Origin of the sequence: Martelella alba, from assembly GCF_005217455.1 — a bacterium.
In the GTDB taxonomy this organism is placed as follows: Bacteria; Pseudomonadota; Gammaproteobacteria; order Enterobacterales; family Enterobacteriaceae; genus Acerihabitans.
Window position 1 is genome coordinate 239,538 of the sequence record NZ_SZPQ01000003.1, and the last position, 15,081, is coordinate 254,618.

At 58.6% G+C, this 15,081-nt stretch carries 13 protein-coding genes and 2 riboswitches; of the genes, 5 read left to right on the forward strand and 8 right to left on the reverse strand.

What is annotated here, in order from left to right; translation table 11 throughout:
• Nucleotides 1-9: 9 nt before the first annotated feature.
• The 3 genes from FCN80_RS05235 to FCN80_RS05245 are packed head-to-tail and all read right to left on the reverse strand — an operon-like array spanning nucleotide 10 to nucleotide 3,592.
• The gene (locus FCN80_RS05235; RefSeq protein ID WP_230492496.1) at nucleotides 10-435 is read right to left on the reverse strand and encodes a universal stress protein; all 426 of its coding nucleotides are present in this window, start codon (nucleotides 433-435) and stop codon (nucleotides 10-12) included.
• A gap of 5 nt (nucleotides 436-440) precedes the next feature.
• Nucleotides 441-2,066 carry a MutS-related protein gene (locus tag FCN80_RS05240; RefSeq protein WP_136988836.1) on the reverse strand — a complete coding sequence of 542 codons (1,626 nt, stop codon included), beginning with the start codon at nucleotides 2,064-2,066 and terminating at the stop codon, nucleotides 441-443.
• Nucleotides 2,051-3,592, reverse strand: a complete 1,542-nt coding sequence (locus tag FCN80_RS05245; RefSeq protein WP_136988837.1) for a MutS-related protein — start codon at nucleotides 3,590-3,592, stop codon at nucleotides 2,051-2,053. The genes FCN80_RS05240 and FCN80_RS05245 overlap by 16 nt, the downstream gene beginning before the upstream one ends.
• A 186-nt stretch (nucleotides 3,593-3,778) precedes the next feature.
• Nucleotides 3,779-3,844: riboswitch (Fluoride riboswitch) on the reverse strand.
• Between the two features lie 330 nt (nucleotides 3,845-4,174).
• Between FCN80_RS05245 and FCN80_RS05250 the strand changes: the two genes are divergently transcribed.
• A complete protein-coding gene (locus tag FCN80_RS05250) occupies nucleotides 4,175-4,591 on the forward strand; it encodes a universal stress protein (protein ID WP_136988838.1) in 417 nt (138 codons plus the stop codon).
• Nucleotides 4,592-4,652: 61 nt separating this feature from the next.
• Here FCN80_RS05250 and FCN80_RS05255 read toward each other — a convergent pair whose 3' ends face one another.
• The 5 genes from FCN80_RS05255 to FCN80_RS05275 form a co-directional block, all read right to left on the reverse strand.
• On the reverse strand, nucleotides 4,653-5,567 hold the full coding sequence (locus FCN80_RS05255) for a DHHA2 domain-containing protein (RefSeq protein WP_136988839.1): 915 nt from the start codon (nucleotides 5,565-5,567) through the stop codon (nucleotides 4,653-4,655).
• 68 nt (nucleotides 5,568-5,635) lie between these two features.
• Nucleotides 5,636-5,709, reverse strand: a riboswitch (Fluoride riboswitch).
• Between the two features lie 50 nt (nucleotides 5,710-5,759).
• Complete coding sequence (locus tag FCN80_RS05260) at nucleotides 5,760-6,398, reverse strand: response regulator transcription factor (RefSeq protein WP_136988840.1); 639 nt, start codon at nucleotides 6,396-6,398, stop codon at nucleotides 5,760-5,762.
• On the reverse strand, nucleotides 6,385-7,461 hold the full coding sequence (locus tag FCN80_RS05265) for a sensor histidine kinase (RefSeq protein ID WP_136988841.1): 1,077 nt from the start codon (nucleotides 7,459-7,461) through the stop codon (nucleotides 6,385-6,387). Before FCN80_RS05265 ends, FCN80_RS05260 begins: the two co-directional genes overlap by 14 nt.
• A 50-nt stretch (nucleotides 7,462-7,511) precedes the next feature.
• Complete coding sequence (locus tag FCN80_RS05270) at nucleotides 7,512-8,813, reverse strand: ABC transporter ATP-binding protein (RefSeq protein WP_136988842.1); 1,302 nt, start codon at nucleotides 8,811-8,813, stop codon at nucleotides 7,512-7,514.
• Nucleotides 8,814-8,823: 10 nt separating this feature from the next.
• On the reverse strand, nucleotides 8,824-10,575 hold the full coding sequence (locus FCN80_RS05275) for an ABC transporter permease (protein ID WP_136988843.1): 1,752 nt from the start codon (nucleotides 10,573-10,575) through the stop codon (nucleotides 8,824-8,826).
• A 614-nt stretch (nucleotides 10,576-11,189) separates the two neighbouring features.
• On the opposite strand from FCN80_RS05275, the gene FCN80_RS05280 reads away from it, so the two are divergent.
• From FCN80_RS05280 to kdpA, 4 genes are all read left to right on the forward strand, one after another.
• Nucleotides 11,190-12,524 carry a type I glutamate--ammonia ligase gene (locus FCN80_RS05280; RefSeq protein WP_136988844.1) on the forward strand — a complete coding sequence of 445 codons (1,335 nt, stop codon included), beginning with the start codon at nucleotides 11,190-11,192 and terminating at the stop codon, nucleotides 12,522-12,524.
• 239 nt (nucleotides 12,525-12,763) lie between these two features.
• Nucleotides 12,764-13,099 (forward strand): hypothetical protein, encoded by a 336-nt coding sequence (locus FCN80_RS05285; RefSeq protein WP_136988845.1) that lies wholly within the window; start codon nucleotides 12,764-12,766, stop codon nucleotides 13,097-13,099.
• A 194-nt stretch (nucleotides 13,100-13,293) separates the two neighbouring features.
• Nucleotides 13,294-13,383 carry a K(+)-transporting ATPase subunit F gene (kdpF, locus tag FCN80_RS05290; RefSeq protein WP_136988846.1) on the forward strand — a complete coding sequence of 30 codons (90 nt, stop codon included), beginning with the start codon at nucleotides 13,294-13,296 and terminating at the stop codon, nucleotides 13,381-13,383.
• On the forward strand, nucleotides 13,383-15,068 hold the full coding sequence (gene kdpA, locus FCN80_RS05295) for a potassium-transporting ATPase subunit KdpA (protein ID WP_136988847.1): 1,686 nt from the start codon (nucleotides 13,383-13,385) through the stop codon (nucleotides 15,066-15,068). Before kdpF ends, kdpA begins: the two co-directional genes overlap by 1 nt.
• The last annotated feature ends 13 nt before the right edge of the window (nucleotides 15,069-15,081 follow it).

Below are 15,081 nucleotides of genomic sequence, written 5' to 3' on the forward strand. Positions count from 1 at the left end.
TTACTACCGTTATTCCATTTTGAGATGTTTGATAAGAATATCCACGGACAGGTGATTGATGTAATCCATCGAGCCGGATGTCAATACACCCATAAAACGATTGTGATGACCGGTAATCACCAGGTCGATGGACTTGTCGGCAACCAGCGCCCGCAGTTCATCGAACCGGCGCATGGACACCAGCTCCAGGGTATCGACCGGATAGGCGACGGCCCCGGCCACCCGGCTTAGCATGTTTTTGGCGGCAATGACATCCTGGGCCTCGCGATCATCCATCAGGCTGTCAGAAACATAGTTCATAAGGCGCCAGTCCGACTGGATATGACCCAGCGTAATTTTCATGTCCGAATCGGCGGCCAGTTCAACAGCCGCGGCAAGCAATATCGCGCCGTCCTGCTCATCATGGGCCAATACCAGGGCGTGGTGGTAATACATAATAATCACCTTTCAGGTTGTGAAGAAAAATCGCCGCCGGCCGCGTCGGGATCGCGGTTAACCGCCAAGGCCGGCGCCGGCCTTGGCGAGCGGGCGGCGGTCGAAAAAATCCTGGCATACACATCCTCGCCATAACTGCTGTCCTCCGGCTCACCTGGACGGATGCGAAACGTGCGTTCACCGTCGCGTTTACGCTCGGCCACCAGGAATTCCGCGGCGGGATGACCGGCCTGATAGAGTTCGCCGGCGAATTCCGATAAATGCGTGACCATAAAGATTTTGATATGGTTTTCGGCCAGCGCGCGGGTAATTTCCCCGCAAATCAGCGACCCCTCCCGGCTGTTGGTGGCGGCGAACGATTCGTTGAAAAATACGGCGGCATGAGGCGTGACGGCATCGATGATGCCGTTCATCCGATCCAATTCCTCATCAAGCTTGCCGCTTTTCATGGCGGCGTCTTCCTCCTTTTTGAAGTGGGAAAAAAGCCCGCTGGCGACCCCGGCGCTAAAACGGCGGGCGCAAACGAACAAGCCGCATTGCATCATGAGATGGGCGGTGGCCACGCTCCTCAGCCAGGTGGTTTTGCCGCCCTGGTTGGCGCCGGTGACAATATAGACGCCATGCCGGCATGCCGCCAGCGAATTGGGCAACGCGCTGCCCGGCAACGTGATCGCCAGGACGGCCTCATACAAATCGTCAAATTCCAGCAGGGATTGTCCGGCGGGATGCGGGGTGGGGAAGCACACGGCGATGCCTTGTTCCTGTAACGCGGCGTAAAGGCGCGCGCCGGCCAGGTAAAACGCCAGTTCCCGGCGCAAGGTCTGCAAAAAAACCAGTATGTGCTCCACTGATTGGGATAAGGCATTGGCGATGAGGACAATTCCCCGATCGCCCAACTCGCTGAATATCCGGGCCCCGGCTTCGTCGCGATCCGCCAGGCGGACGGTAAACGCGGCCCGGCGGCGTGAAAACAGCGCCGTGCGCCAGGCAGCGAGAACCGCGGCGGGATGGCGGCAAAATCGCCAAAAGGAGACCGGCTCGGGAGGTTTTCTCAACACATAGCGCTCGCCGATGTTGCCGGCGCCAAGACGGGCGCCGACCTTTATCGCGCGGTATTTTTTCAACAGCGCGATATGCCGCCCGGCGGTGCGGAGATAATCATCGCCAACCTCGGCCATCAGCGTGGCGAACAGCCCATTAAAACCGGCGGAGCTGAAATTGCCGGTTTCGCTTTCGGCCACTCGCCTAAGTTCCGCCAGTTTATCGAAAAAGAAAAACAGCACATTGATGGAGCCGTACAGGACAGCGGAAGGGTAATTGCTGAAAATCCCCACATGCAGCGCTTTTTTTTCCATCTCGATACAGTCGGTCACGATGGCGTATAACCTGGCGATGGCGGCCTGGTTGCGGATACTGTCGGCCAGCGCCGCTTGACGATAAAGTATGGCGTCCCGCTCCGTAAGACTGTCCATTACCGCCGCCGCCACGACTTCGCGGGTAAATGTATCGCCGTCCGCCAGTCGGTCGAACAACGTATCCAGGGACAAATCCGCCATCAGCGTTTTCTGCCGGGGAGTGAATTGCCGAACGACGGTGAAATCGCGGTCTTTGAACATCAGATGGGATTGCATGATGCCAACCTCTGGCTGAGTATTTCATAGGTCAGCCCGTATTTTTCCACCAGCGTCCGGGAAAAGGCCCGGCCGTCCGCCGCTTTACGGCATATCTTGAAGGACCGTCGTTCGCTGTCGGCCATCAGGCTCATCATACTCACCACCTTGTCGCTGATGGCGGTCAATTCATCAATGAAGGTCACATACACCGCCAGCGCGCCGCGGGCAAGGATGCCTTCGATAACCTTGCCGCCAAGGAAAACGGCATCCTTGGCAGTGGTGGAGTTGAAAACTTCGTTAAGGATGATCAGGGAGGACGCGGTGCTGTCGGCCAGGATCCGCTGAATGCCGAGCAAGTCCTCTTCCAGTTTGCCGTGCAGATTGACCACCCGTTCCGATTTCTCAAACTGGGTGAAAATGTTGTCGCACAGCAAAAGCCGCGCCTGGCGGCCAGGCACGGGGCAGCCGATGGCCGTCAGATGGTGCAACTGGCCCACCATTCTGGCAAAGGTCGTCTTGCCCCCCTGGTTGGGGCCGGTGATAACCCCTATGCGCTCATTGCCATTCAGGGAAAAATCGTTACCGACCACCGCCATGTCCTTGGCGATGAGATTCCAGGCCAACATCGCATCAAACCCATCATGGCAAAAGATTGCCTTGGAATCGGTGGCTATCTCGGGGCGACAAAAGGGCAAGCCCGTTTTAATCAGCCTGTCCATAAAATCCGCATAACAGACGTAAAACTGGATCTCTTTATCAAAGCGCGCAAAGGTCTTTGGAATGAACTCGGCATAGTCATGATAAAATGCCGCCAGTTCCGTGAATTCGTCGTGGTATAACCGCGCCAGACAGTCGAGAATCTCCCCCTCAATGTGATTCATTTCCGCCGGCACCGGCGGCACTTTCAAGCGATCCTGCGCGGATGTGGCCACGAACGCCTGGAACAGATGCAAAATCTCTTCGCTGTAATTCACCGGGTCATCGTCCCGATCGATGTCTATCGTGTTGCCCCGGATAAGCAGGCTATAACGGAGTCGGGACAATGTCGCCGTCAACGCCGATGCCCGGCGGCAAAGCTCGCGGTAAGCGGTGCTTTGCCGATACGCCCGCACATAATCGGAAAAATGCCTTAGCCCCGCCGAGCGCGGAACCACGGCGGACAATCCCTCGCCCAGAGCGTCGATGGCGGCGCTGTAACGGGTGACCGCCGTGAGATGCCAGCGGGTTTGATTATGCAGGTACCCGCGTTTTGCGTTTTTGGCGAGAATGTCGCGCAGGCCTTGCATGTCGCGCGCGAAGGTTTTGATAAGCGCATTGACGGCCGGTTCCCGCACATCGTCCATGATTGCCTGGCGGTAACGCACCACGTCGGCCGAGGTTTCCCGGTGATAAAATACCGGCGCAAGGTGATATTCTTCCCGGCCTTCGGTAAGGACCGCAATCAACTGATCCAGATTGAGGTCGTGAAAATAGCCGGGGGGGCCGTTATCCGCCAGGGGTTCTGCGGGATAATCATCGGGGTAAAGAATGCTATTGAAGGACATGGCGATTCCTTAATGCCGGACAACGGACGACGGGCGACGGTGTAACTCTGGCGGGTTCGGCAATGCCGGAGGCGGTCCATAAGCCAACGACGGATAAACGCCGTGGTGGAACAGGCGTTGTAAAAAGGCAAAACGTGCTAACGCAGGCATGACCTGACATACATCCCCCTTAACGGTAAGGAACAGTGCATATCAGGTGTCATCAGCGGCTATTCGCGGTTGGGTAAGGCGAACACCATCGCCTTTGCTAATCAGTGTAGCCGGGCTTTGCCGCGCGTTCAACGGCATTTTTCCCCACAGGGAATTAAACCAGCCGCCCCTGGCCGCCGGACGGATTTTATGTTCAGCGGTCCATTCCATGGGATATTCTCCAGCCGTCCCTGGTCGCCGGACAGATTTGCTTGTGCGCGGTAAAAATCGGCCTGCCGTCGCAGTACGCGTTTTCCCCGGTGGCTACACTTAAGGGGTAGCGATATTCCATCTGAACGGAAACCCGGCGCCGGGAAGCATCGGCGCTCAGGGCGGCGCAGCGATAATCCGGCGTCCGGCAGACCGTCGTCAAGGTCGACGGTAAGGGGAGTGATGATGAACGCCTATAAGCACATCCTTATCCTGGTGCAGAATGAAAACGATGGCGCGGTATTGTTGCAACGCGCCGAATCCATTGCCGCGGGGCGAAAGGCGGATGTCCTGCTGGCGCATATCACGGAAAACTACCGAGCGATGAATTATGTCGGCGATTCCCTGTATAACGATGTGCAGTCGCGGGAAGTGATCGCCGCCATGTTCAGCCGGCTGTGCAGCAAAACCACCATCCCTTTTATGGTCAAGGAACTGGTCACGTTATCCCGATTCAAGGATATCGCCGAGCTGGTAGTCCGGCATAATATCGAGCTGGTCATGCTGGGACATCACAACCGGTCATGGGGCGTGTGTTCGTCTTTCTCATTCGAGTTCATCAATGAACTGCCGGTGGATTTTCTGGTCATTCATACCTGATGGCCGGTTTGTCGGCGCGAGAGCCGAAACAAGACATGACCCTCGCGCCAAACCGCGCTGATTAACGCCGCGCGGCGCTCAATCGGGCAAGCTCGTCCGTCAGCCAGGGCAGTACTTCCTTTTTGCGGCTCATCACATTGCGTAGCATGACCGGTTGCTGATGGCCGGGGAACTCCCGGGCGAAATACAGCCGCGTGTCTTTTCTGTCGATATCCGTCAGCATAAGCACAATATTATCCAGCCCGGATTGTTCGGCAAGCATGGCGCCCATGGCTGATTGCAGCCCGGGCAATATCGCCTGCCAGTCGGTGGTTTCGGCGACTTCGATCTGGGCGATTTTCACGGCCGCCTCGCCGATACGGTAAAACTTGACGTCTTTTTCCAGTAACTGGCGAGGCGTATAGCCGGTTAAATCGGTTTTGGCGGCCAGCAAATCCCGGCTGAATGACCGGCGATCCAGGCCGGCCAGGGCGCACAAGCTGTCGGCGGCCTCATGGTCCGTCGGCGTAGTGGTGGAGGACGTCAGGCAGACCGTATCGCTGAAAATCGCCCCCAGCAGCAATATCGCTTGGGCGGCGGATAACGGCATGGGGTACTCTCGCCGCATGATATGCCAGATGAGCGTCGCGCTGGCGCCGACCGGTTTAATCCAGACCTCGGGGGGCTGCCGGCTCACCACGCTGCCGAGCCGGTGATGATCGAAGATGCCGAGGATATTGGCGGCCGGCAGCGAGGGCGGGCCTTGTTCGAATTCGCTGAAATCCACCAGCCAGACATCCTGCCCCGCAATATCCCGATCCAGCGGCGGCGGGCCGTCAACGCCGGCGGCATGCAAAATGAAGCGTGTTTCGGCATTGATGTCGCCCAATCGGTAGGCGCGGGCCGCGCGGCCGGTGAACGTCAGCCAGTCCGCGGCCACAAGGGCGGAACAGACGGCATCGCTGTCGGGATTAAGGTGGCCGAAAACCGGGATCATGATCTCTCCTGTCATAAACAAGAGCGGCGAACGCGGGCTACGCCCGACCCCCGCCGCTCGGTGGCGACGAAACGTCAGGCGTCATTATCGCCGGCGGGGGCCGGCGCGGTTGGATAGGTGGTACGCCATCACCTGTGAATATACTAGCGGCTCCGCGCTTATCCCGCAACGGCGCCGGAAGGCCCGGGGGAGCTAGTCCGCTTCCGGCCCGTTTTGCAATGCGTCGTACAACCGCACCAAATCGGCCAGCGATTCGGCGTTCATCTTGCGCATCACCGCCGCCCGCCGCACTTTAACGGTAATTTCGCTAACACCCAGTCGCCCGGCAATTTGCTTGTTCAGCCGTCCGGTGACCACTTGCGCCAGAACCTGGCGTTCCCCCGGGGTCAGACTGTCATAACAGGCTTGCAGCCTGGACCGGGTCTCCGCCGCCTGGCGCTGTTGCCGATCGCGCGCTAATCCCTTGCCGATGGCGTCCAGCAGATCCTGCTCGCGAAACGGCTTGGTCAAAAATTCCAGTGCGCCGGCCTTCATGGCGCGCACCGACATGGGGATATCGCCATGGGCGGTGATGAAAATGACCGGATAGGTCATGCCCAGGCGCCGCATCGTCTCCTGGAATTCCAGCCCGCCCATCCCAGGCATGCGCACATCCAGGATCAGGCAGCCCGGCCGATCGGGACGGTCGGCGCCGATAAACCGCTCCGGCGCCGCGAAAGCGCGGCTGTCCAGCCCCACCGACGCCAGCAAATCCTCCAGCGCGCTGCGCATCGACGCATCGTCATCGATGATATAGACGAGGGGGGCGTCTTTGGGCTCATGTCCGCACATGCTCTGCTCCTTCCGTGCCCGGCAGGGTGAAAGAAAACGTCGCTCCGCCATCGGGGTTGTTGACGGCCCAAATCCGTCCGCCATGGGCCTCGATTATCGATCGGCTGATCGTCAGGCCAATGCCCATGCCGCCGGCCTTGGTCGTGAAAAAGGTATCAAACAGCCGCTCACCGTCCTCCGGGCGAAAACCGGTGCCATGATCGCCCACCGAAAAGCGGATATCTCCCCGGGCGTTGCGATCCGCATCCACCCATAGCGCCCGCCGTTCGGTATCCGCGGCGGCGATGGCGTCCGCCGCGTTAAGGATAAGGTTCATCAGAACCTGCTGAATCTGGATTTTATCCGCCAACACCGGTGGTAAACCTTCGGCGAGGGTCAGCGTAAAATCGATACGCTGTTGCCGCAACTCGCTTTGAATCAGTAGCAGGATTTCATTAATGGTGTCGGGGATATTCAACCAGGCTTTACGCTGTGGCGTGCGACTGGCGAATCCGCGGATGCGGGCGATGATTTCCCCGGCGCGGCCGGCGTCGTCGACAATTCGCCGCACCGCCGCTTCCGCCCTCGGCACATTGGCGGGCTGGGCGTCAAGCCAGCGCAAACAGGCGTGGCCGCTGGCGACGATGGACGCCAGCGGCTGATTGACCTCATGGGCGATGGAGGCGGTCAATTCACCCATAAGGTTAACCCGGGAGATATGCGCCAACTGGGCGCGCGCTTCGTGAAAGTCGTTAATGGCCGAAGACATTTTCAGCGCGAGGTAGGTCGTCAAAATGATCGCCACCAGACTGATACCGCAATTGATAAGACCGGCTTCGCTGCCGTCGGGCCGGCTGAGTTTATAGCTGAGCAGCGTCAGACCCATGCAAAACAGCGCCATGGCGGTCACGCCGCGCGGCGCGAGAAAACGCACCGCCAGCAGGACGATGGCTATCTGAAATACGCCCACGGCAATTTCCAGCTTGGTCACGGTATCCACCACCGCAATGGCCGCCGACAGCAGCATTAGCGGTACTATCCGCAGCGGAATCCGGTTATTGCCGGCGCGGCTATCGTCGCTCATTGTGTTACTTTCCTTTGGACCCCATCCGTCATCGCGGCCGGTTCAAGGCGTCACGACGGATTTTCCAGGCTGAACATATCATTGGTCTCATCATAGGCGAACAATTCGGCATATCGTCCCCATTGAGTGGCGGAGTCCAGCGTGCGCGCCGCATCGATTTCGGACATGAAATCCTCCAGCTCATCGCGAAAACGCCGGGCCGGCGCCGTATGCGCCGAACGTTCGTCCAATATCCGCCGGACGTGGGCGACCAACGGCACATAATTGAGCAGATGCTGGGCAAATAACTGCTTGCGTTCGTCCACACTGGCCTCGGCATACCGCGCGGCGGCCGGCAAGAGCCGGATGTCGCCGCCCTTCAACTCGGTAAAGCGCAGTAACTGCAGCACTTCCGCGACCGGAAACAGTTCATCGGCGGTATAGCGCAAGGCGTTGGCCAGCTCCGGCAAATCGGCTTTGCCGTGGTAGGGCGCGCCCTGTACCGCCTCCACCAGCCCGGCCAACGCGTTGGTGGAAACCGGCGGCAGCACCATGCCCAGGCCGGTGCCGGGAAAAATTCCTTGCCGGGCGGCGCCCGCGCCGCTGTCCGACGTCATTCTAACGTAAATATCTTCCACCAGCGCGCGAAATGCCGGATCTTGACGGCTGCGCGGCTGAGGCAGGCCGACTTTACTCTCCCAGACGATCCGTCCTGGATTAATGGAGAATAAAACGATCCTGTCGCACATCAGCACGGCCTCTTCGATATTATGCGTCACCATCAGGATGGATTTGATCGGCATCCGGCCTTCTATCCAGAGATCCAGCAGGTCGGTGCGAAGCGTCTCGGCGGTCAGAACATCCAGCGCCGAAAAGGGTTCATCCATCAGCAGAATATCCGGGTCCACCACCAGCGCGCGCGCCAGTCCCACCCGCTGCCGCATGCCGCCGGACAACTCTTTGGGATAGGCATTCTCGAAACCGTCCAGGCCAATCATGTCGATAGCCGCCAGCGCCCGTTTGCGGCGCTCTTCCAGGGGGGTCTTGCGCGCCTCCAATCCGACTTCGACGTTTTGCTGTACCGTCAACCAGGGAAACAGCGCGAAGCTCTGAAATACCATGCTCACCGAACTCGGCCTGCCCTCCGGCCCCGGCGGAAATTCCACCTGGCCGGCGGTCGGCGTGATAAGGCCGGCTATCGAACGCAGCAGGGTGGACTTGCCGGAGCCGGAGCGGCCAAGCAGACCGACGAACTCGTTATCGTCGAGCCGCAAATTAACGTCGTCCAGCACCAGCCGTTCGGCATTGCCCTGTTTGCCGTAGATATGCCGGACTTGGCGGACATTCACCAGACATTGCGGTTGATTCAACATACTGCGCTCCTTAACCCAGGCGTAAACGACGTTCGGCGAATTGATACAGCGGACGCCAGAGCAGGCGATTAAAGACAATCACAAACACCGACATTGCCGCGATGCCCAGCGCCACGCGGGGAAAATCAGCCGCGGCCGTGGCATTGGCGATATAGGCGCCAAGCCCCCTGGCTTGCAGATGGTGGCTGCCCCAGGAAATGGATTCGGCGACGATGCTGGCGTTCCAAGATCCGCCGGTGGCGGTGAGCGCGCCGGTGACGTAATAGGGGAAGATGCCCGGCAATGCGACTTGTCGCCACCATTGCCAGCGCCGGATGCCATAAACCCGCGCCGCTTCCAGCAAATCGTTGGGCAAGGCGCTGGCGCCGGCTATCACATTAAACAGGATATACCACTGGGTACCCAACACCATCAGCGGCGACAGCCAGATATCGGGATTCAGATTGTGTCCGGCTATCAGGATCACCGCGAACGGAAACAACACGTTGGCCGGAAAAGCGGCCAGAAATTGCGCCAACGGCTGAAAGCGTTGCGACGCGCCGGGACGTATGCCGATCCAGACGCCGATCGGCACCCATATCGCGCTGGCGAGAACAATCAATACCGCCACCCGCGCCAAGGTCGCCAGCCCCATGCCAAACACCGCGGCGATATCCGCGGGGCCCAGCGCCGAGCCGATGTAATGCGCCAGTTTAACCGCGCCGGCCAGCACGGCGCTCAGCACCAGGATCATCCAATACTTATCGGTCAGCCTGTCGTAGAGCGGGCCGGGCGGATTGCGCAAAAAACGCGGCCACCGCGGCCAGCGCAGTCCCGCCAGCAAATACAGCGGCCCGCCGACGGTTCGCGCAATGGCCGTTGTGATATGGCTGCGGCGAACGAGATCGTAAACCCAGGAGCGCGGCCGCTTTTGCGCGGCGGTTTGCTCGAAGCGGAATTTATCCGCCCAGGCCACCACCGGACGGAACAGCAACTGGTCGTAAAGCACGATCACCAGGGTCATGGCGAGAACCGCCCAAGCGATATCGCCCAGATTTTGCCGGGCGATGGCCAGCGCCAGCCAGGAACCGATGCCCGGCAGATCCACCGAGGTGTCGCCGACGGCGATGGCCTCCGAGGCCACGACGAAGAACCAGCCCCCGGACATGGACATCATCATATTCCACACCAGTCCGGGGATGGCGAACGGCAATTCCAGGCGAATAAATCGTCGCCATGGGGAGAAACCGAATTGTCGGCTGACTTCATCCAAATCGTCCGGCACGGCGCGCAGCGATTGATATAAACTGAACGTCATATTCCATGCCTGACTGGTGAAAATAGCGAAAATGGCGGCGCATTCCACACCCAGTTGCCGGCCGGGAAACAACCCCATGAAAAATGTCACCGTAAAGGTCAAAAAGCCCAGTACCGGCACGGATTGCAGGATATCCAACGCCGGGATGATAAACAGTTCGGCTTTACGGCTTTTGGCGGCCAATGTGCCGATAACCAGCGTAAAAAGCAGGGAAACGCCCAACGCCGCGAACATCCGCAATGTGGTGCGCAGCGCATATTGCGGCAGCAGGGCGAGATTGAGCCGAACCGGATTGTCATGCAGTTGGGAAAGCGGCAGGCCCATTTGTGCCACGCCGTAGGCCACCAGGACGGCGAGCACTGCCAGCAGGGCGAAAAACAGGATATCCGCCCGGTATGACGATGCAGGCCGCCGGGCCGGCGCTCCGCGCTTGTTCAACACCACGGTTTGCAATGGATGGCGCATCGTTTCTCCTTTACGACGGGCTGCCCGGCCCGATGAAAAGTGACGGGATATTCCCTCGCGATATTTCATCCACCACGCCGATACCCGCGCAATCCGCCGCAGGGCAAGTCAGGGGAAGTTTGTCGGTGAGCGAAGTCGCCCGGGTGACGCAAAGTATGACCGGTCTCTTGCCATAGGACCAATGGGGAATGGTATAAACGGACTATACCAAAGTATACTCGCCCTACTTCACGTCGCCCCTTTGCCGGCCGCGAGGCAACCCGATGTATTTGGCGTGTAGTCTCGAACTTTCAAGGCCCGGCCGGGAGGAAACACGCATTGAGTATCCTATGGCCAAAGGAAAGAGCGGCTATTTTTACAGGTTGGCACGTTAGATTTATATGTATTTTACACAAAAGATCGTTAAAGCCGATTAAGATTATATTTCGAATAATTCAAATTGCATTGGGGCCAACGAAGAGGCGATTGGCTGTATGGGGTTTCCATTAACCTGATATACGCGTCATACTTCGCGTCCCCTCTTTGTTGATTGCAATACCCGCGTGGAGGCCTTTGCCCGCCTCCATACCGCGACGGCAAATAACCTGGGTATGGATGGATAACCGGATCACGCTATGTTTCATAATGTCATGAATAATGCCCAGCTTTTATTATTGGCCAACAAGTTCAAGCATCTTAATAAACGCAGTTTTCATGAAGAGGTGGAGGATTACCTGTTGACGTATCCGTCTACCGAACAGATTGATATCTACCTCAACGATATCAATGGCGGTTTGCATCTCAAGTCCATTCCGGTGGAGGCGTTATGGGATCTGGAACACGGTTGCTATTTCCCGCTGTCCATTTACGCCCGGGAAAGTGTCGTCTCCGTTACGCAAAACAGCGGGCCCGCGAAGGATGACGACGAACTCAATCGATTGTGCATGCCGGTGAGCGGTACGCTAAAACCGCGCGCCGACAATCCGCAACGATACGCGCAGGTGATGATGACCATGAAAAACACCGACGGATCGCCCTGCGGCATTGAGCCGCGCGTCATCCTGCAACGGGCGCTGGCGGCGCTCAATGCGCGGGGGATCTGCCCCGCCGCCGAGGCGGAACTGGAATTTCGCCTGGACGGGATGACCGCGCCAGCCGCCCGACCCTGCGCGCCATCTCCCCAATTTCCGCATAGCGACGCCGCCGCGCCGGTCCGTCTTCTCGCGGCCATTGAAACGCAGGCCAAACGGCAGGGGTTGCCGCTAAGGGGCGTAACGTATCGGGATGGGGCAGGGAAATTCACCCTTGCTCTGTATCAGGACGGGGATATCGTCACTGTCTGCGATAACCTACAGGCCATGAAGCGGCTTATCGGGCATATTGCCGGACAATACGGCCGATCTGCCCATTTCAAGACCGGGCTTTATCCACGGGAGGGGGGATGCGGATTGCGCTTTCGCGTCGGTCTCAGCAATGTTGCCGGCGAGAATCTGCTCGCCGCCCCCGGCGGCGGTCCCAATGACGCAATGCACAGGGCGCTGGCGGGGCTGCTGGCCTTGACGCCCGCTTCATTGGCGTTGCTGGCCCCTGACGTGGGCGTGTTGCGGCGCTTGCGGGGGGGCGGGGAACGGCCGTTTTCTTCGCGCCGTGAATATCGCTGGCGCGATGGGGCATGGCGCCTGCTGTGCGCCGACGGCGCCTCACGGCGGATCAATTATGCCCTGGCCGGGGCCGGCGCCAATCCCTATCTGGCCCTAAGCGCGATTCTGGCCGGGATTGCGTATGGCTTTGACCCAACGCAGCAGCCGGCGGCGCTGGAAAAAGACAATGCGCCGTTGCCGCTGTCTCGGCGTGAGGCGCTAGACGTATTCCACGCCAATGAACCCTTACGTTACACGCTGGGCGCCGAATTCTGCCGGCTATGGTATGTCTGCAAAATGGCGGAACTGAAAACGGCCCGAGCGGCATAATAACCGCCGTTGTTTGTGCGAGGCCCTTTGACATTTTTTTTATATCCGCGCCCGTGAATTTTACAATATAAATACAGAAACGGTGATAGTTTTTGCAAATTCCAGGCTGCCTGTTTATTGGCGGCGTGGGTTTATCCCATTCCCGGAATTATCCATACTTCCGGGGCGGGTGAGAGACAGAATATCTCGGTTATTTTTGCTTTAACGCCACAGTACCGAATGGGGTGTCTGGAGGGTATATGAACCGTTTTACAGCCGACGCGTTAGCCCTAACCGCATTGCTAACGCTTCCCGGCATGAGTTATGCGGTGTCGCCGGTTCCCGCGGCGGACGACGGCGGTTTTAGCGCCGAACAGAAAGACGCCATCGGCATTATCGCCGGGCAATATTTCGTTGCTCATCCGGCGATGTTGCGCGAGATATTGGCGCGGATCGGTGAAAAACCGTGCCCGCCGCATGGCACTGACGCCGTTCGCCCGCGTTCCTGCCAGGCCGATATCCCCTCTGGCCGGCACGGCGGCGGGAATTCCCGTTGCCAGTTGTCTGGCCGGGTTGTCGGGGCCGCCGCGCCGTAACCGGCATCATTTTGCGTGTTTACCGCTATTATCAGGTTAATCAGCGAGAGATTAACCAGGAGGGTTATTTCGGTAACTTAATCACCATAAAAGACTTTTATATTATTTTTATACCGGCGGTCGCAATCTTAACAACTTTTTTATTTAACGTTTTTTACAGTTTATCCGCAGACAATAATTTCTGGAGAAACATTGTGAACGTCGCGATGATTGCCGGCATTGCGCTGGTATTTCTGTTATTGGGCTATTTGTTCTATGCCCTTATTCGGGCGGAGGATTTCTGATGGTCGCCGAAGCATTTTTATTGCTGGCCTGCTTTCTGGGGGTGCTGCTGGTCCTCGCCCAGCCGCTGGGGCGTATGATGACGGGTATGGTGCTCGACCGTCCGTTGCCGGGAACCGCATTCATTGAAAGCGGTTTGTGGCGGTTATGCGGCGTGTCGGCGCAGGAGATGAACTGGCGCCAGTACCTGTGCGCCCTATTGCTGTTCAATCTGGCCGGTTTCCTGACGCTGCTGGCGATATTAGTGTCGCAGGGCGTTTTACCGCTTAATCCACAAGGCTTTCCCGGTTTGTCCTGGCATCTGGCCTTGAACACGGCGGTCAGTTTCGTGACCAACACCAACTGGCAAGCCTATTCCGGCGAATCCACCATGAGCTATTTTAGCGAAATGGCCGGACTGGCCGTGCAGAATTTCCTCTCGGCGGCCACCGGTATTTCCGTGCTGTTCGCCTTGATACGCGGTTTCGCCCGGCACAACACCGACAATCTCGGCAATGCCTGGCGGGATCTGGCCCGTGTGACGCTGTTCATACTGCTGCCGCTATCGCTGGTTATGGCGGTGTTTTTGATTAGCCAGGGGACGATACAAAATTTCCACCCGTATGTGACGGCGACTACGCTTGAGGGCGCGCGACAGACTTTGCCCATGGGACCGGTGGCGTCTGAGGAAGCGATCAAGATGCTGGGCACCAATGGCGGCGGTTTGTTTAACGCCAACTCCGCCCATCCGTTTGAGAACCCCACCGCGCTGACCAATTTCATCCAGATGCTGGCGATATTTCTTATTCCGGCCGCCTTGTGCTTCACATTTGGGGAGGTGGTGCGCGACAGGCGACAGGGTAACGCCATTCTCTGGGCCATGGCGCTGATATTTGTGGTGGCCGCGGGGTTGGCGATGGCGGCGGAGGTCAAGGGTAATCCGCATCTGACGGCGTTTGGCGCGGACAGCGCCATGAACTGGGAGGGCAAGGAGAGCCGTTTCGGTATCCTTAATTCCAGTCTATTCGCGGTTATCACCACCGCCGCGTCCTGCGGCGCGGTTAACGCCATGCATGATTCATTCACCGCGTTGGGCGGCATGATACCACTGTGGTTGATCCAATTGGGCGAAGTGGTTTTCGGCGGCGTGGGCTCCGGTTTGTACGGCATGTTGATGAATGTGGTGCTGGCGGTATTCATCGCCGGTTTAATGATAGGCCGCACGCCGGAATACCTGGGCAAGAAAATCGGCGTGCCGGAAATGAAGATGGCGGCGTTTTATATCCTCATCACGCCCTCGCTGGTATTGCTCGGCACTGCGCTGGCGATGATGACGCCGGCCGGACGCGCCGGCATGCTCAATCCGGGCGCGCATGGTTTCAGCGAAGTGCTGTACGCGGTGTCCTCGGCGGCCAACAACAACGGCAGCGCTTTCGCCGGTCTGTCGGCCGGCACGCCATTCTGGAACCTGCTGCTGGCGGCGGTCATGCTCCTTGGCCGTTTTGCGCCATTTCTCCCGCTAATGGCTATCGCCGGCTCGCTGGCGGCCAGAAAAACGCAGCCGGCCGGCGCCGGAACGTTACCGACCCATGGCGCGCTGTTTACCGCGCTGATCATCGGCACGGTATTACTGGTGGGCGCGCTCACCTTTATTCCCGCTTTGGCCCTGGGGCCCATTGTCGAACATTTACAGTTGTTGGGTCATTAATTGCCGGAGAATT